Source organism: Candidatus Shapirobacteria bacterium, assembly GCA_041659325.1.
In the GTDB taxonomy this organism is placed as follows: Bacteria; Patescibacteriota; Microgenomatia; order UBA12405; family UBA12405; genus JBAZYN01.
In genome coordinates this window covers 292,548-310,112 of the sequence record JBAZYN010000002.1, presented here as the reverse complement: position 1 = coordinate 310,112, position 17,565 = coordinate 292,548, and the positions used below count along the sequence as shown (strand labels likewise).

At 43.7% G+C, this 17,565-nt stretch carries 18 protein-coding genes; 9 read left to right on the top strand and 9 right to left on the bottom strand.

From position 1 onward, the window contains the following. Positions 1-5 precede the first annotated feature (5 nt). The 5 genes from WC841_04650 to nrdR all read right to left on the bottom strand — a co-directional run bounded on the left by WC841_04650 (position 6) and on the right by nrdR (position 4,961). Entirely contained in the window at positions 6-938 is a 933-nt protein-coding gene (locus WC841_04650) for a hypothetical protein (protein ID MFA5828614.1), read from the bottom strand. 118 nt (positions 939-1,056) lie between these two features. Beyond that, complete coding sequence (locus WC841_04645; GenBank protein ID MFA5828613.1) at positions 1,057-1,518, bottom strand: ATP:cob(I)alamin adenosyltransferase; 462 nt, start codon at positions 1,516-1,518, stop codon at positions 1,057-1,059. Then, on the bottom strand, positions 1,496-1,759 hold the full coding sequence (locus tag WC841_04640) for a DUF1653 domain-containing protein (GenBank protein ID MFA5828612.1): 264 nt from the start codon (positions 1,757-1,759) through the stop codon (positions 1,496-1,498). Before WC841_04640 ends, WC841_04645 begins: the two co-directional genes overlap by 23 nt. 228 nt (positions 1,760-1,987) lie before the next feature. Continuing rightward, the gene (locus WC841_04635; GenBank protein ID MFA5828611.1) at positions 1,988-4,465 is read right to left on the bottom strand and encodes an adenosylcobalamin-dependent ribonucleoside-diphosphate reductase; all 2,478 of its coding nucleotides are present in this window, start codon (positions 4,463-4,465) and stop codon (positions 1,988-1,990) included. Next, a complete protein-coding gene (gene nrdR, locus WC841_04630; protein MFA5828610.1) occupies positions 4,458-4,961 on the bottom strand; it encodes a transcriptional regulator NrdR in 504 nt (167 codons plus the stop codon). The genes WC841_04635 and nrdR overlap by 8 nt, the downstream gene beginning before the upstream one ends. Positions 4,962-5,054: 93 nt before the next feature. Here nrdR and WC841_04625 point away from each other — a divergent pair, with 93 nt between their 5' ends. Next, on the top strand, positions 5,055-5,753 hold the full coding sequence (locus WC841_04625; GenBank protein ID MFA5828609.1) for a hypothetical protein: 699 nt from the start codon (positions 5,055-5,057) through the stop codon (positions 5,751-5,753). A gap of 66 nt (positions 5,754-5,819) precedes the next feature. Here the strand turns inward: WC841_04625 and WC841_04620 are convergent, their stop codons facing one another. Together WC841_04620 and WC841_04615 are read right to left on the bottom strand one after the other, a co-directional pair. After that, positions 5,820-6,620: a DUF459 domain-containing protein gene (locus tag WC841_04620; protein MFA5828608.1), complete on the bottom strand. Its 801-nt coding sequence runs from the start codon at positions 6,618-6,620 to the stop codon at positions 5,820-5,822. Between the two features lie 31 nt (positions 6,621-6,651). Further along, a complete protein-coding gene (locus tag WC841_04615; protein ID MFA5828607.1) occupies positions 6,652-8,064 on the bottom strand; it encodes an MBOAT family O-acyltransferase in 1,413 nt (470 codons plus the stop codon). 77 nt (positions 8,065-8,141) lie between these two features. Here WC841_04615 and secE point away from each other — a divergent pair, with 77 nt between their 5' ends. The 6 genes from secE (at position 8,142) to WC841_04585 (ending at position 12,958) form a co-directional block, all read left to right on the top strand. Beyond that, entirely contained in the window at positions 8,142-8,444 is a 303-nt protein-coding gene (gene secE, locus WC841_04610) for a preprotein translocase subunit SecE (GenBank protein MFA5828606.1), read from the top strand. 1 nt (position 8,445) lies between these two features. After that, on the top strand, positions 8,446-9,042 hold the full coding sequence (gene nusG, locus WC841_04605) for a transcription termination/antitermination protein NusG (GenBank protein MFA5828605.1): 597 nt from the start codon (positions 8,446-8,448) through the stop codon (positions 9,040-9,042). 248 nt (positions 9,043-9,290) lie between these two features. Then, the gene (gene rplK, locus WC841_04600) at positions 9,291-9,716 is read left to right on the top strand and encodes a 50S ribosomal protein L11 (GenBank protein ID MFA5828604.1); all 426 of its coding nucleotides are present in this window, start codon (positions 9,291-9,293) and stop codon (positions 9,714-9,716) included. A 353-nt stretch (positions 9,717-10,069) separates the two neighbouring features. Further along, positions 10,070-10,279 carry a hypothetical protein gene (locus WC841_04595; protein ID MFA5828603.1) on the top strand — a complete coding sequence of 70 codons (210 nt, stop codon included), beginning with the start codon at positions 10,070-10,072 and terminating at the stop codon, positions 10,277-10,279. 22 nt (positions 10,280-10,301) lie between these two features. Then, positions 10,302-11,096, top strand: coding sequence for a hypothetical protein (locus WC841_04590; GenBank protein ID MFA5828602.1), 795 nt, complete (start codon positions 10,302-10,304; stop codon positions 11,094-11,096). Positions 11,097-11,176: 80 nt separating this feature from the next. Further along, positions 11,177-12,958, top strand: coding sequence for an ABC transporter ATP-binding protein (locus WC841_04585; GenBank protein MFA5828601.1), 1,782 nt, complete (start codon positions 11,177-11,179; stop codon positions 12,956-12,958). Here the strand turns inward: WC841_04585 and alr are convergent. Next, complete coding sequence (gene alr / locus WC841_04580) at positions 12,955-14,046, bottom strand: alanine racemase (protein ID MFA5828600.1); 1,092 nt, start codon at positions 14,044-14,046, stop codon at positions 12,955-12,957. The genes WC841_04585 and alr overlap by 4 nt on opposite strands. Positions 14,047-14,073: 27 nt before the next feature. Between alr and WC841_04575 the strand changes: the two genes are divergently transcribed. Both WC841_04575 and murF read left to right on the top strand, forming a co-directional pair. Then, entirely contained in the window at positions 14,074-14,823 is a 750-nt protein-coding gene (locus WC841_04575; protein MFA5828599.1) for an alpha/beta fold hydrolase, read from the top strand. After that, positions 14,820-16,214 (top strand): UDP-N-acetylmuramoyl-tripeptide--D-alanyl-D-alanine ligase, encoded by a 1,395-nt coding sequence (gene murF / locus WC841_04570; GenBank protein ID MFA5828598.1) that lies wholly within the window; start codon positions 14,820-14,822, stop codon positions 16,212-16,214. Before WC841_04575 ends, murF begins: the two co-directional genes overlap by 4 nt. Here the strand turns inward: murF and WC841_04565 are convergent. Then, complete coding sequence (locus tag WC841_04565; protein MFA5828597.1) at positions 16,211-17,383, bottom strand: D-alanine--D-alanine ligase; 1,173 nt, start codon at positions 17,381-17,383, stop codon at positions 16,211-16,213. The two genes, murF and WC841_04565, sit on opposite strands and share 4 nt — an antisense overlap. Between the last annotated feature and the right edge of the window lie 182 nt (positions 17,384-17,565).

Here is a 17,565-nt window from a genome sequence, read left to right as displayed (position 1 = left end):
AATCCCTAATCACAAAAAGGGCATTTTTGCCCCGAATGCCATACCCCACATCTGCTGCAAAACTTATACCCCTCGGGGACGATTCCCTTCATCACCCTCACCCCCTCACCCCCGGAAACCACAAAATAGCCCTGTCCCTGGGCAAACTGACCGATAGTATTAAATCCTGCGCACCCGCCGGTTTTTACCTGAACCTTCATCATCTCTCCATACAAATATCTATCGATTGGAATGTCTGCCAACGTTATCATATTTCCTCTCTCAATCTCGGCCATCACTGCCGAAAATAACCGGAAGATTGTTTCCGAATGAAATAATCTCTCCTCACCAAACTCGGATCTAAACTCTGAAACTAATCTTGCCACCGTCTCACATATTTTCTCTCTCGTCACCTCCCCGCTCTCCTTCGCCACCTCCAACCTTTCAAACACATCAACCAACTTTTCATCCGTTTCCACCGGTCTAGCCAACATTTCAAATTTATCCGCTACCTCCCCTTTCCCGCCCAACTCCCCCCAAACTCTTTTAAAATCCTCTATCTCATCCGTGGTTACAAATCTCAACCAAATTATTTTATCTCCGTATCTTCTCCAGAAATCAACACAATTTTGCGGATAATCATATTTTTCATTTTTCGGACTAAAATTTACCACCATCTTGCCTTTCTCCAACCCAACCTCTATCGCCGCCATTGCCGCTTCCTCCTCCGGCCGGTTTCCACTTCTGATTAAATCAGAAATATACAATTCCGATTCCGCATCATATATCCGCCCCTCCCGCCATTGGTAATCTCTCCGAAACTCGACCAAATACGCTTCATACGCAGCCGTTTTAATCTCGCTTTCCAATACTGCCTTCCTCACCCCTAACGGCAACCCTGCCAAAAAACGAGCCTCGGCATAAGGATCGAATCCTTTTTCAAATTCTTTAATTATCATATTACTTTTGCTCGAAAGTCAACCCGCCGGTAGGAGGGTTTTAAGGCTCGGACTATAACCGTAGCGGCACTGTGAGGGAATTACACCCTACTTCATTTTTTTTCTTCTTCTTGTCGGTTTACCCGCCTAACTGGTCTTCCTGTTGGCGGGCTAAAATAAACAAGTAATCAGACAATCTATTAAAATATTTCAGCAAATCACCTCTAACTTCCGACATCTTACTTAAACCGGCCATTCTTCTTTCTATTCTTCTGGCCACCGTCCGTACCCAATTAAGATATATCGCTTCCTCTTTTTTAAACAACAAAAACTTTTTTTGCGCATCCAGTTCATTCTCCCCCTTTTTAATCTCCTCCTCCATAAATGTAGTTCGCAAAGCACACTCGCTAAATCTCACCCCGCACCCTAGTTCTCCCATTATCTTCACCAAATCCTCGGCAATATCTCTTAGATCTACTATTAATAGTACCGCCTGCAACTCATCAATCTCCCCCAGAGCTTCTATCAGGGCACTATCTTTGTCCATCATCACTCCCTTTACTAATGTCTTCCCCCCATCACCTGCTTTCGTTGTTATCATCTCCTATATATCGGAATCTCGGTTTAATAACTCCCTCATGTTCAACTGTTTCTAGAAACATCCCCAAAGGTCTAACCCAAATCAACTTCTCCCCGTATCGTGCCCTATAAACAACCACTTCTTCCAGAGTCTCACTGTGGTGAGCTACACCTACCAAGTCGTATTTTTTACCACTATAGTGTTCATAAATACCTGGTTTCAAAGACAACGCTTGTTCGCTCATCTTAATTTCATCCGGCATATTTTTTTTAATTAATAATTTTATAATTAGTATACTTCACGTCATTGCGCCTACCCGCCCATGGAGGGAGGATTCCAAACGACAAAGCAATCTTGTTAAGATTGCCGCAGTCATTCCTTCCTTCGCAATGACGTTTGACGTTATATTTTCCCCTCTTTCCTCAAAGAGGGGGCAGGGGGAGATTTTGATTTTAATTCGTAATTCGTAATTGATAATTCGTAATTATATTTACGAGCACTTACTGTACCCGCAAAACGGATTAGAACATTTAAAGCACCCCTCCTCCGCATACAACGGGCTTCCGCAATCCGGGCAAGCACTGAATTTTGAATCACCTGATTCCTGTCTATCCTTCATCTTCACCAGCACCTCCGCCGCCGTTTTTTTCTCTCCGTTTACCACCGGCACTTGAATTTCCGCCTTCTCCTCCTTAAACAAATCCAGCTGTTCGCCCTGAGAAATTTCCAGCAACGACTTTCCAACTGCATCAAACATACTCAATACCGCCAATTTTCCCATCCCCACTCTCTGTCCGCAGGCTATCCCCACCAAATCCTCGGCCACTTCCTCCAAACTGGCCCCATATTTCAGCGCTAGAGACGCTAACCGTCCGGTCACTTCTGCCGTCCCTGCCATGTAGCCTCCGCTTTTTCCCAAAGCCACAAAAACCTCTACCGGGCCATCCCCGGACTCAAAAAATACCGAAGTATAAACGTTGCCCATATCGCAAAGTTTTTTTATTCGTACCCCCCTGGCCGCATCTGGCGTTTTCTTCTTTTTTGGCATTTCTACTTCCGCCTTTTGACTTTCGACTTTGAGACTCTGAGACTTTAAGACTGTTTGTATTACCTCCTTTTCTCTCGATCCCGACCGATATATCGTAATTCCCTTAGTTCCTAGAGAATATGCCAAAAGATACGACTTTCGGACGTCTTCCACCGTCGCCTCTTTAGGAAAGTTAATCGTCTTCGAGACCGCATTATCCACATACTTTTGAAAAGCCGCCTGGATTTTTATATGCCACTCCGGTTCAATCTCCAGAGCCGTTCTAAATACTTCCTTTATCTCCGCCGGTATCTCCTCAATTCCACCCAAGACTCCCCCATTCCCGGCAATTTTTTTTACCAAATCCTCGGTATACAAACCCCTTTTCCGAAGCTCTTCCGTCAGTACCGGATTTACAATATACAAAGTTTTTCCCTCCACTGCATTTTTTTGATAGGCCAGAGAAAACACCGGTTCAATCCCGGAACTGGCATCGGCAATCATACTAATTGTCCCGGTTGGAGCAATCGTTGTCAGAGCCATATTTCTCGGTCTATAATCCGTTCCCGAATATACACTCATCGGCCAACTGGGGAAAACTCCCCGCTGATTTGCCAATTCCACCGTCGCCTTTTTTGCCTTTTCCTCGATAAACTTCATAAACTTTTCCGCCCATTCCAACCCCTCCGGGGAATCATACCGAACCCCCAGTTTGAACAATGCATCGGCAAAACCCATTACCCCCAAGCCAATCCTCCTGGTTTTATCAACCATCTCCCGAATTTTTTCCACCGGAAATTCATTAACTTCAACCACGTTATCCAAAAAATGCACCGCCATCTCCACCGTTTTTCCCAATATCTCCCAATCCACCCCGTTTCCAACCACAAATTTGGCCAGATTAATACTTCCCAGGTTACAGGCATCATAAGGCAAAAGCGGCTGTTCACCACACGGATTGGTCGCTTCTATCCGCCCCATCGATGGTACGGGATTAGATTTTGCCTCGTTCATTCTGTCAATAAAAACCAACCCCGGATCACCATACTGCCAGGCCAATCGGGTTATCAGGTTAAAGACTTTGTATGCGTTTAACTTCATTGTCTCTGTCCCTGTTCTCGGATTTATCAGTGGATAGCCCTCTCCTTCTTGCGTTGCTTTCGCCCAGTCATATAATTTCTTTACTCCCGCCTCCACTTGTCTCAGCCTCGCATCTACATCCCGGTTACCTTCTGCCGCTCTGATCTCTTCAACCACCTCTTCGGGGATAGAATCATCTGCCGAAAACTTTTTGTCACTCTCTATTTTGTCCATGAAAGCATTAGTTATCGCCAAAGATATATTAAAATTCGTCAAACTGTATTCGTCCAGTTTTACTACTGCAAACCTCAATACATCCGGATGGTCAACCGACAACATCCCCATATTCGCTCCCCGTCTTACCCCGCCCTGTTTAATCTGGGATGTCACATCGTTGTACGCCTGCATAAACGATACCGGCCCCACTGTTGTCCCACCGCTTGTTGATATATAATCCCCGCTCGGCCGTAATCGGGTAAAAGAAAATCCCGTCCCCCCCCCGCTCTTGTGGATCATCGCCATATCCGACATTGTTTTTAGAATCGACTCCATCGAATCTTCAATCGGCAAAACAAAACAGGCCGACAATTGCTGATGCGTTTTCCCAGCGTTAACCAGACACGGCGTGTTGGGAAAAAATTTCTGATCCGCCATTAAAAGATAAAACTCCCGAGCCGTACTGTCTACCTGTGTATCGTTTGCCCCAAAGCTTTTGTTCCCCCTTGCCACGTTTATCGCTACCCGCCAAAAAATATCCCCCACCTTCTCCAGGCTTGCTCCGCTTGGATCTTTCATCGAATATCGGGTCTCGGCAATATACCGGGCATTATCTGATAGTTGTGGTTCGGGTAAATTATCCATTTTTTTTATTAAAACCTTTGGAAATATTTTTTCCTTTTTTATAATCAACTATTAACTTTTCAAAATCATCAATCGACCTTACGTCCAAATACACGGTTGCAAACCGGATGTATGCTACCGGATCAATCCCTCTCAATTTCTCCATAACCATTAGACCGATTTCTCTGCTTGGAATCTCCACACTATTCCAATTTAAAAGCTTCATCTCAATCTCATCTATTAATTTCGTCCGCTGTTCTGCCGTCAGCTTCCAACAAGCCTTTTCAAAACACCTATCCAACTTCTCCCGGTTATAATCTTCCACCCGCCCGTCCTTTTTTATAACCTTCAGATCAACATTCCCCACCTCTTCATAGGTCGTAAATCTCTTACCGCACCCTACGCACTCACGGCGCCGGCGGGTAGCTTTCCCGTCTTGAGCATCGCGGCTCTCCAACACATTTGACTCTTGGTGTTTACAATATGGACACAACATATAGTGAATAGTTAACATCATACCCACTACTGGCAGTACCCGTCAACTACAAACTTTTGGTACACTCCCCCATCAAAACCCATCAAATAATTCAAATTAATATATAATATTTCCATGACACTAGACACAACCCCCTCCCATCCCCAACTGAAGGTAGAAATATCATCATCAGCCATAACCCCAAGGCCAGAAATAGTATCGGCGCTAGGCAAAGTCACAAATTTACCCCTCACTCCCGAAACTCCATCGGCCCAACTCCAAAGCTACACCGCAAAAGCCTGCAGTAGAGTTGCATTAGCTCTCTCCTCCGCAGAAAAGGGACCAGCCCACGCACAAGCAGTCTATGACGAACTTCATGTGTTCGCCGGAGCATCTACTTCCGGTGCGGGAAGACAGGAACTAGCTGATAGCCTGGCGCACAGACCAGGTATTCCGATAAATTCTGATACTTCATCAACCGACCTGTCAAATTTTGCTGATATCGCTATCGTTGACATAGCGGAAATCATCAAAGCCGGCAGTGAGGGGCAGGAAGCCGGGCAAAGAGCACACGACGCTCTTAGTGTTCTTGCAAGAGTATGTATTGTCGGCGCGGGGAGACAGGAATTAGCAGATACATTAACACGCCAGTCCCATCTCACCCTCACCCCAAACACTCCCACCCCAGAAATTCTTGAAAAAGTCCGTCAAGTTTGTGAAACTGTTGCCAACACAGTTGCTGAAAGAAGAACTGGACAGGAAGCCGCCCAAACAGTTTATGACTCCCTTCACGTTCTTGCCGGATCAGTAATAGCTTCCAGCAAAAAAGCGTAAACATCCCAAGGTGCTGCAATCCCATTGTAAACCAGAAAAAACTCAAACGACAAATAACACCCGTCCCTAATTGAAGTCTAGTTTATAATCATTTTGAATCTCTTCGACCACTAGCCGGCTCATAATTTTGGAACCATGGTTAGTCATATGGATTCCGTCATCTGTCTTTACCCGTTTTACTATTCCCTCGTTATCAGCCACCACCGATCTGTATTTACCTCCTTCTCCGACAAATCGCTCCCAGGTAGAAATATACTCAATATTTTCCCATTTTTGAGCCTCTTGCTCATATATCTGATTCAAATGCCTCAACCTTTCAGAAAAGACAACTTCACGGGCGGCCGGTTGCCCCACCCAATATATTTTTTCCGTTATATGGGAAACCAGTCCCATATATTCCGCTACCCTCTCCCTATATACTTCATCCCATTCAGGCTCATCTAGCCCAAAAGGGTTACCCTGCTTATCCAATATATTTTGACTGTCATTGGCCCCAAACATTACCACCAACACCTCTGGTTTATGTTCCACCACCAGATCAACGGTTTCCTTATACCAGTCAAAAACATCTCTTCTGTTTAACCCGGTCGAATATTTCCCCCTTCTTGCCACCTCTAGATTCGGAAAAACCACCAAGTCATTTGCCAGTCTCGGTCCAAACCCCTCCACTATCATCGAATCCCCCAAAATCAAAATCGAAGATAATTTTTTCTTGATAACAGGAGTCTCAGTAGGCCCTTGATTTTCCGCTACCGTCACCGACACCACCGGCTGAACTTGACCTAAAGAATTGACCATTCCTCCCTGTTTACCCGCTTCTTTAATCTTTAAAACAAATCCCATCGAAACCAATACCATTATCGCCATAAACCAATTTTCCCAAGACTGGCTTAGGTTTCTAAAAATTGAAATATGCGGCTGGGGCAACATAAGTACTAGGTCCAAATAAAATTATTAAATAAAATATCGCTATCAGCAAAAAATATCTAGCCACCCACGGCGCTTTTGTCAGCACTCCTGAAACTGTTTCCTGAATTTTACCTCCAAAAACACTCAATATCCCGGACAATACCAACACGCATCCTAATTTTACCGACCACAATGTCACCAAAGGCTCTCTTGAACCAACCAAATTCTCCAAATACCTAATTGAAAACCCTATATTTTTTGGATAAAAAATAATCCAGGTGATATTTATTAATCCGAAAGTCAAAAGCCACCCCACTCCTTTAAAAAGTGCTTTTATCCCTTTCGTTATCCCGACAAACTTTGGCCGGATTAAATTACCCAGAGCGTGATCTAGCACTAACATCACCCCATGTATTCCTCCCCAAACCAAAAAATTTACCCCCACCCCATGCCAAACTCCCCCAATTGTCATTGTCGCCAATAAATTAAAATATTTCCGGGGCATCCCTTTCCGGTTTCCCCCCAGCGGTATATAAAGGTAATCGCGGAGCCAGCTTGATAAACTTATATGCCATCTTTGCCAAAACTCCCCCACCCCCCCCGATCGATATGGATCGTCAAAATTTTTAGGTGTTCTAAACCCCAAGGCTCCGGCCACTGCCTCCGACATATCCGAATAACCAGAAAAATTTGCGTAAATAAAAAAACTCAGACTCACCATTCCCAAAAGCAAATCCACCCGCCCGAAACTCTGCGGCGAATTAATAGTTTGATTTACTACCTCAAATAAAGCCCCCCCGATTAGATACATTTTCAACCACCCGCCAATCATTAGCGTCCAAAACCTTCCCGTCTCCAATTTGTAAATATCAACTCCAAATCCGTTTAGCCGATTTAAATCCTGCTCAAACTCCCTATACCTGCCAATCGGCCCGGCAGTAATCTGGGGGAAAAAACTAACAAAAGCTATGTAATCCGCTAAACTTTTTACCCTTATTTTTTGCCGATAGCTATCGACTAAAACACTGATTATTTTAAAAGTAATAAAAGAAATTCCCACCGGCACTATTATTTCCGCCCCCACCCCCAGTCCGCGCCCGGCCATCCCCTCCGCAAAAACATTAAAATATTTATAAGCTGCCAGAAAAAGCACGTTAAACCCTACCGCCAACCCCAAAATTTCTCTTTTGGCTTTGTCCCGCTCCAATAATCTTATAAGCCCATAATTTATCAGTACGTCGACCGTCAATACCAAAACCCCGTAAATCCCAAAAAAACCGTAAAAAACAAAACTGGCAATTACAATCAAAGATTTATATACCCTCTTGTGGGGCCGTAAAACTATCGACAACCCCCACACCGCCAAAAAAAACAAAATAAACCTATTCGACAAAAATGACATTATTTACCTTAATATAACACCATCCCCGCCTGCGTTGAAGCTAACCATATTTTCCATTCTTCTTGCTATAATACCTCATGCAAAAAATCCGTCAGTTTATCAATGAAGTCAGGACAGAATTCAAAAATATCACCTGGCCCAAAAAAGATGCTTTAATTCAGCTTACTTTTGTGGTAATATCTATCTCAATCGCTATCTCCCTAATATTAGGCGGTTTCGATTTTCTTTTTACAAACGCCATTGGTTATTTAACCACTGGTCAAAACAAACAAAATACTACAAACCAACCGAGTCTGCAGGAAGCGGTTTCTTCACCCTCTGCCGCCATGGTCACCATAACCATTACAGAACCCACAGTTATACCGTCAACAACCAAATAATATGCCAAAAACTTCAACCAAAACCAACAAAAGAGAGTTTCTTTTTAAACTTTCCTCGTACGAACCCTCTTTTGATGCCAGATGGTACGTTATAAACACCTATTCCGGCCACGAATACAAAGTCATCGAAGCTCTCAAAACCAGGATCAAGACCATGAACCTCGAAGACAAGATCTTTCAGGCCATTGTCCCCATCCAAAGCAAAATGGTTATCCGCCGCGGACAAAAAGTAAAAACCCAGGAGAAAACTTTTCCGGGTTACGTCATTGTCCAAATGGAACTAACTGATGATTCCTGGATCACTGTCCGCACTACCCAGGGAGTCACTGGGTTTATTGGTATCAATAACCAACCATCGGCCATCTCTCAGGAAGAAGTCGAAAGAATACTTCAAACTACCGAAGAAGACAAGCCACGATATCAGGCTCCTTTTGGCATCGGCGACGTCGTCAAGATCACCAACGGTCCCTTCGCTGACTTCATTGGCACTATCGATTCTATTGATCAGGAAAAAGGCAAAATCCGCTGTCTCGTTTCCTTTTTTGAGCGCGAAACCCCGGTCGAACTTGACTTTTTACAGGTTACCAAAGAATTATAACCTCATGATTAATCGAGGCCAAGAACAATCAGGGTTAGGCTTACTACACCATGGATTCGCCGGTATTGGCATCGCAACCGGCGCGCAGATAATGTTAAGAATAGTGGATGGTTTACAACAAAACGGGCTCGATCAAGTGGCTGAGGCCTTAGAACCCCTTGCGGACTCTCCAGTTGCTCGAAAAATGGAGTCAGCAAAAATCCCCCTTGGTCAACAAATATTAGAATTTTTCTCCCGCAGATAATTATATGGCAAAAAAAATAACAAGTATCGTCAAATTGGCCCTCATGGCCGGAACAGCTAATCCCGCTCCCCCCGTCGGCACCGCCCTCGGACCAAAAGGTATCAAGATCATGGACTTCTGCAACGAATTTAATGAAAAAACCAAAGACATGAAGGGCTCCCTTATTCCCTCTGTCATTACCATCTACGAAGACCGGTCTTTCACCTTTGTCATCAAAAAACCTCCGGTCTCCGATATGATCAAAAAAATCACCGGTATTACCAAAGGTTCCGGCACCACCGGTCGGGAAAAAATCGGCAAAATCACCCAGTCCCAAATTGAGCAAATTGCCAAAGACAAATTGGTTGACTTAAATACCAAAGACCTTGAGGCCGCCAAGCACATGGTCGCCGGCACCGCCCTCTCAATGGGGTTCGAAATAACAAACTAAACTCCGTTTGATGATATAATTCGATACATAATCCTTAAGTAAAACCAACTATGGACGAAATTGAAGCAGCTCAAACATTCCCTTATAGCAAAGATGATTTTCCAGGCATTACATGTATCGTTGGGCTGGGTACCGAAAGTCCTCGATGCGATTTGGTCAAAGACAGAATAGCCATATGTCATCAAGCTATTCCTCTGCAGAGGGTAAACATTGTTGCTAAATATTCTTTCCAAGTTCCCGGCTGTGCCAAGTGCCGCACCTTCAGTCAAAACCAACCTAAACCCTAATTTTGTGCTATCCTAACTGATATAGTGATATAATTTGATAGTTAATAATTCATTCAAACATTAATTATGGCTACTAGATATTCTGCAGAAAATTTCCGCCATACCACAGTTATTATAGGTAACAGACCATATTGCGACAAGCTCTCTAAACCATGCCACCAAGCCATCCCCCAAAGAGCATTTTTTCTCTCCGAATATAATTTCCAAGTCACTTCCTGTACCGAATGCCTTACTCCCCGTCAAAATCAACCTAATGCTGATCTCGTGGTATCATAACTAGTTAAATTTTAATCAAAAAATGAGCAAAACCTCTCAAGAAATGAAACTCAAAAAAAAATTGAGTGAAACGAAATCCGCCTCTGGCGGAGATCTTGCTGTGGAAGTCCAAGACAAAGTCGAAGGGCGCAACGCTTCAGTTGAAGAAGTAAAAAATACTCCAGCCGAAGAAATTCCTACCCAAGTTAAAGAAGAACCCTCCGGTGAAAAAACTGTCAGAGTCGCCAAAGTTAGGGGCAAAAAATATCTTGCCGCCAAAAAAAACATTGACGTCAACAAATATTATCCTCTGAACGAGGCTGTCAAACTGGTAAAAACTACTTCCCTCTCCAAATTCGACGGCAAAATTGAGGCCCACATCACCACCTTTGACATTGGGACTGTTGGCGAAATCACTTTTCCCCATCTGGAAACCGTCGGCAAAAAAATAGTTGTCCTAAACGACGCGGTCCTTGCCGAAATAAAAGACGGCAAAGTAAATTTTGACATCCTTATTGCCACTCCCATTACCATGCCAAAACTTCTCCCTTTTGCCCGTGTTCTTGGCCCCAAAGGTCTGATGCCAAATCCAAAAAATGGTACCCTAACCGACAAGCCCGAAGAAGCCGTCGCCCGGCTCTCAGTGGCCAAAACTGCCGTAAAGACCGAAAAGAAAGCCCCCATTATTCACATTGTTGTCGGCAAGGTTTCCCAATCAGAAGAAGAGCTTTCCGCCAACATCAGCGAGCTTGTCAAAGTTGTCAACCCGGCTAAAATTAAAAAACTCGCCGTCTGTGCCACCATGGGCCCATCGGTTAAAATCGAAGTCATTAAGTAAACTTTTTTTAACTTCTCAAAGCCCCCCGAGTTCCCGAGGGGGCTTTTTGTTGGCTCCCAATTATGCTTTAATTACTCTGCATGCCCCCTGCCATTAAAAACGAAAAATACGCTATTTCTGATTTTCTAAAACACATTTGGTACTACACCGACCACTATCACCGCCGGATTATTTTTTGGTCAAGTGTCCGGCTACTAAGCACACTTCAGGGTCTGCTCCCCCCGCTGATTATTGCCCGCATCATCGACGGTCTCTCCTCAAAAGCTACCTCTGTTACCGATATTTTATGGCTTATTGCCGCCCTCACCGGCAATAACCTCCTTAGAAATATTCTCCGTCTAAAATCAAAATTCTGGGTCAATCAGTATGCCGAACAAGTCAGACTCAAAACCCGCCAACAAGAAACCTCCCGCCTGCTTGATTTTGATTTGGAATGGCATGAATCCCAGGCTTCAGGTAAAAAAATCACCGTTATCAGCAAAGGCGCCGACTCAATCAAAAGTTTTATCCGCTTTCTAAGCTCATCTGGTGGAGGCTTGGATATTTTTGTTGACGTTTTTGCCGTTCTGATAATTTTTTTAGGCTTCAACTTCAAATTTTTTGTTCTCGCCCTCTTAAACACTTCCATTTATCTTCTGGTCAATCAATACCTAAACCGAAACCTGGTCAAAAGATGGCATCGGCTTAATAAACAATTTGAAGGGGTTATCGGTAAAAATTATGAATATTTCTCCAATATTCATCTTATAAAAAGCCTGGGGATTGGAAACCAGGTCAATCGGGCAATTTTTAACCGTGAGCACAGCTACACCCAAAAAGCCATCCAATCTTCAAAAATGGGTTTCAACAAATGGATCATTATCAACAGCATCTCCCAAATATTTACCGGTATCAGCTTAATTCTTATCATTTCCGACATCTATTACCAGCGCATGTCGGTTGGCTCCTTTTTTATCTACATGGGTTATATCAATCGTCTGCAGGATGGTCTTTCCGGTGTCGCCGACTGGATTGATGAGCTTATAAACTACAAACTCGTTCTCTTTCGTATGATCCAGCTTATCAAGACCGGCAAAACCACCACCATCTGCGGCCATCTGGATTTCCCCTCTCCCGTCCAAACTCTTTCTATCAACAATCTTAGCTTTAAATACAAACTCCGGCCCGACAAAGTTTTAAAAAATGTCAACCTGGCAATCCACAAAAGTGAAAAAATCGGTCTGGTCGGCAAATCCGGCTCCGGTAAATCCACTCTCGTCAAGCTTCTTCTAAAGCTTTATCTTTCCAAAAAAGGCAGTATCAAAATCAACAATATCAACATAAAAAGCATCGCCACCGATAAGCTCCGGCCCAATATCGCCATTGTTCCGCAGGAAAGTGAAATTTTTAATTTGAGTTTTAAAGAAAATATCACCATCGCCTCAGAATCCCAAAAATTTAATCCCTCTCTCTACAATTTGGCTCTCACAATTTCTCAGTGCGAGCCGATTCTTGAAAAAATCAAACACAACCACAACCGGCTTTTGGGAGAAAAGGGCATCCGTCTCTCGGGCGGCGAGCGCCAAAGACTCGGCATCGCCCGGGCCATTTACAAAAATTCACCCATTATAATTTTTGATGAAAGTACCTCATCCCTTGATTCCATCACCGAAGAAAAAATTCTTCATAGCATCGAAGAATATCTAAAAGACAAAATCGTTATCTGGATCGCCCATCGCCTCTCCACCCTTCGCTTTACCAATAGGATTGTTGTTTTTGATAAAGGTAGTATTTGTGAAAGCGGTGGCTTTGACGAACTGGTAGCTCTCAAAAAACATTTCTACCAGCTTTGGCAAATCCAAAAAAGAACTAAAATGGATTAGTCCACTATTTCCCGCCTGACCGACGCGTTAAGTCGAACCATCAGCTCATAATCAACAGTCCCGCACACTTGGGCCATTTCTTTAAACGAATTTTTGCCCTCTGCCCCAATAACTTCCACCTCTTCCCCCTCGGTAATCTCCGTCCTCCCAAAGTTTACCGTGATCATATTCATACATATATTTCCGGCCAGCGGATAATATCTATCTTTGTATTTCACCTGTCCCCGATTACTCAATCCTCTGTCCAAGGCCTCATAATACCCCACCGGGATTACCCCCAGCCACCCATCCTCTTTCATGGTATATGTTCCCCCGTACCCGACTCTCTCTCCCTCTCTTACCCAGCGGGCCTTCACAATCGTCGACACCAGTCTTACTCCCCCCTCATAAAGCCCGATTCCCAGCCTTACCGCATTTATCCGGCTATCTTTTGTCCTAAAGGCCCCGGCACTTGCCGCCAAATGCACCCACCTGGGCTTGATTCCGTATAATTCCAATAGATCTATTGCTTTCTTGAATTTCTCCTCTTGTCTTTCAACCAAAATGTCACTTTCCGCCTGAGCCAAATGAGAAAACACCCCCTCCACTTCGATTCTCGGGTATTTTTCTAACACTTTGACGACCTCCTTTATTTCCTCTATCTCAAACCCCTGCCGATTCATGCCCGTATTGACCTTTAGATGTATTTTGATATCTTTATTCAACCCTCCCAAAACTTCCAAATCTTCCTTACTTTGGACTGATAAAGTAATTTTTCTGAAATCGATATATTTATAATTCTCCTTTTGTATTGGACCTATCAGCAAGACCCTCTTGGAGGACTTCTCCCAGATTTTTTGAGCCTCCACCAGACTGTCCGCCACCCAATATTCAAAATTTACACCATCCAGTATTTCTGTTATTTGTTCAATTCCACACCCATATGCGTTAGCTTTCATCACCGGCCAAAATTCCATCTTCTTTCCCATCTTCACAAAACTTCTATAGTTTCCCAGCATCTTCCCTCTCGAAATTTCTATCCGGTTAAACGGTTTCAATTTTTTCTCAAAAACCCGAATTATTTTATCAACTCTAAACCTCAACTTCATCGCATTATATTATAGAATATATCCAGTATGGATATTGTTATCGATCATAATCTGGTTCACTTTGAAATTGTCAACCCCAAAGCCAAAAAAGATTGCCTTGTTCTCCACGGTTGGGGCCAAAACGGCCACCTCTGGGCCAATGCAGTCTCCCATCTCCCTCCCGATTTTCGCTACTACCTTCTGGACCTTCCCGGTTTCGGTCGCAGCCCCCTACTCCCAATCAGTTCCGGTATCCCCCAATACTCCGATTTTGTTCTCGCCTTTATCAAAAAAAATAATATAAAACACCCAATTATTTTAGGTCATTCTTTTGGTGGCCAAATCGCTACCCATATCGCCGCCACTCACCCCTCGGTTATTTCCTTTTTGATTCTGATTTCTCCGGCTATTGACCGTCGCAAATCCCTGAAACAAAAACTCAAAATCTTCGTCTATCGCCAATTTAGCTTCCTCAAAGCCATCCTCCCCGAACCCCTTCTCTGCTTTTTACTCTCCCGCATTTCCTCCACCGATTATTACAACAGCTCTCCCGAGCACCGCGACATTCTCAAAAAAATAGTTAATTTTGATTTAATGAGCCAGCTTAATCAAGCAAAAATCCCCTCCTTTTTAGTTTGGGGGGAAAACGATACGGAAATTCCTTATTCCGGCCGGATTATTGCTAATCTTTTTCCCGACTGTCGGCTTTATATCCTCCAATCCGATCACAACCCTCATCTCAACCTCCAATCTCAGCTAATTCCTACCTTAAAACATATTTTTAGCCTAACCTTATGAAACACTTCCCCTTTTTTGTCTATCTTCAGATCCTCCAACTAGAATACTATCAGCCCACCAAACTCCTCCGCTGGTATCTTTCCCACCCCCTGACTTTTTCTCTACCCCAAATCACCCCCCTCAAAATTACCCTCAAAGTTAAGCTCCTCCTTATTTTATCTATTCTTCAATATTTTGCCTTGTCCTGGTTATTTCTTGACTCCTATTTTACCTCTTTAGTTTTTATTCTTTCCCTCGCTTTATTTTTTTTCACCCCCCTCCCACTGCTGATAGCGATCACCCTCCTGGCCCCTTTCGAGAGTATCCCAAAAAATCTCAAAATTCAAAAAGCCAAAAAACTTCTTGCCCAAGTCAACCCCCACACCATTGGCATTACCGGTTCTTTTGGCAAAACCACAACCAAAGATTTTCTCTTCCAAATTCTTGATGCCGCCTTCCCTACTCTCAAAACCACTCATAGCTACAACACTCCTCTAGGCATCTCCCAGTCGATCTTAATGGGACTGACCCGACACACCAAATATTTTCTGGCTGAATTTGGTGCCCATTACCCCGGGGATATTCAGAAACTTTCTACTCTTTTCCCACCCCAATCAGCCATTATCACCGGTATCGGCCCCCAACATCTGGAACGTTTTCGTACCATTCAAAATATCCTTGATACCAAATTTGAACTCGCCAAACATATCAAAACGAATCACTTATTACTAAATTTCGACAATCAATACATCCACAAATACCTCGACTCCCATCCCCATTTTCAATCAGCCCACACCTACTCCCTCGCCTCCCCAAAAGCCACTTTCTTTCTTAGCCAATTCCACTTTGACCAAAATGGCTCCGTCTTTACTCTCAATTATCACCAACAATCCTTCCGCTTTATTTCTCCGCTCTTTGGCTCCGGCAATCTATTAAATCTATTAGCCGCCATTAGTCAATCAATCTTATTAAAAATCCCCATTGAAACCATCCAAAAGAGTGTGGCTGTCCTTGCCCCCGCTCCTCATCGACTGGAGCTAGTAAAAATAAATCAAGCTACTGTCGTCGACAATACTTACTCCAGCAACTTTGATGGTTTTAATCAAATTATGTCTGATTTGTCCAATCTAAAGGGGACCAAAGCTTTAATTACTCCCGGGTTAGTCGAGTTAGGCCTGGAATCTGATTCCTTGCACCAAGAGTTGGGTAAAAAAATAGCCGATATTTTCGACGAAGTTATTCTTATTGGCCAAAGTCATCGAACTCAAAATATTACCCATGGGATCAAGCTAGTCAAACCAAACGCCATAATCCATGTTATAAACCGTCATGATTATTGGCCAACCGTTCGCAACCTAAGCACAAAATTCGACTGGATACTTCTCGAAAATGACCTACCCCAAAACTACTAAATCTTGCCTTTAGTTCCACTTGATCCGGCATATCCTGCCAAAATATTACTTTCAAATGTCGTCACCAATTTTTGCCGCCCTAGCCAATCTTCAATTGCCAAATTCACCAACCTATCCACCAAATCACCTATCTTCACTCCTCTCTTTTCCCATAAATAAAAAGCAATCGACCCGGGCATTGGATTGATTTCGTTAAAATATACTACGCCACCCTTATCCACCATAAAATCAATTCTGGCAATACCCCTTCCTCCGATAGTAGCAAAAAAACTTTTCGCTGCTTCTTCAATTTCTATTATTATCTTTTCCGACACCCCGGCCGGCATCAACCGTTGGGAACCCGCCATTCCCTGACTTTTACCGCCCTTGCTCCCCCGCACATATTTATCTTCAAATGATAAAACCTTACCGCTGGCTATCGGCTGCTCGGTTATCGACACTTCATAAGGGTTATTTCCCAAAATCGAAATGTTAACCTCGATGGGCCTTTCAATCTCTTTTTCCACCACCACTCGGTCATCATAAACAAGCGCCACCTCCAACAATCTTTCCGTATCTTTTTGGTTATCGGCTCTGCCTACGGCAATTGTCGAACCCCCGCCCGACGGCTTCACAAACACACTCTTCCCTAATTTTTTAATCTTTTCTAAAATCACTTTTCTATCTCTCTCCCAGTCACTTTTGACTACCAACACCTCCTCTGCTACCCTTAACCCGATACTGGTCGCCGCCATTTTTGAAATTGACTTATCCATTGCCACTGCCGATGCCAAAAGAGGGCACCCTACATAGGGTAAATTCACCAAATTAAGCCACCCCTGCACCGCCCCATCCTCGCCGTTTTTACCATGAAATACCGGAAATACCACATCAATCTTTTTGTCCGTTTCCTGCCACCAAGCCATTTTTTTCATAAGTATCTTCCCTCCGCTACCGGCCCCCATCTCTACCTTCTTTCCCAAGGTCCGTATCTCATTTAAATTTTTATAAAACTCCGGTTTTAAAAACCTCTCATCTCCCCAAAACCATTCACCCTTCTTGCTAATATAAACCGGCACCACCTCATGACCGGCTTCTTTCAGGGCGCTCATCACCTGTAATGCCGAAATGATCGCCACCTCATGCTCCGTACTCACCCCGCCATACAACACCATTACTCTTTTACTCATGTTTTAAATTATACCAGTTCTTTTAACTACCCCCTTACTGGCTCAAAACCAAAGAGAAAAATAAAAACCTAAGCTAAAAAAATTAACCACGATTTCGGGTCCAACCGACCACCTTTTCACGAACAGTCCTCCCTTCTTCACCAAATGTATCTGTGATCAAGGCCTTCACCATCATTGGTAAA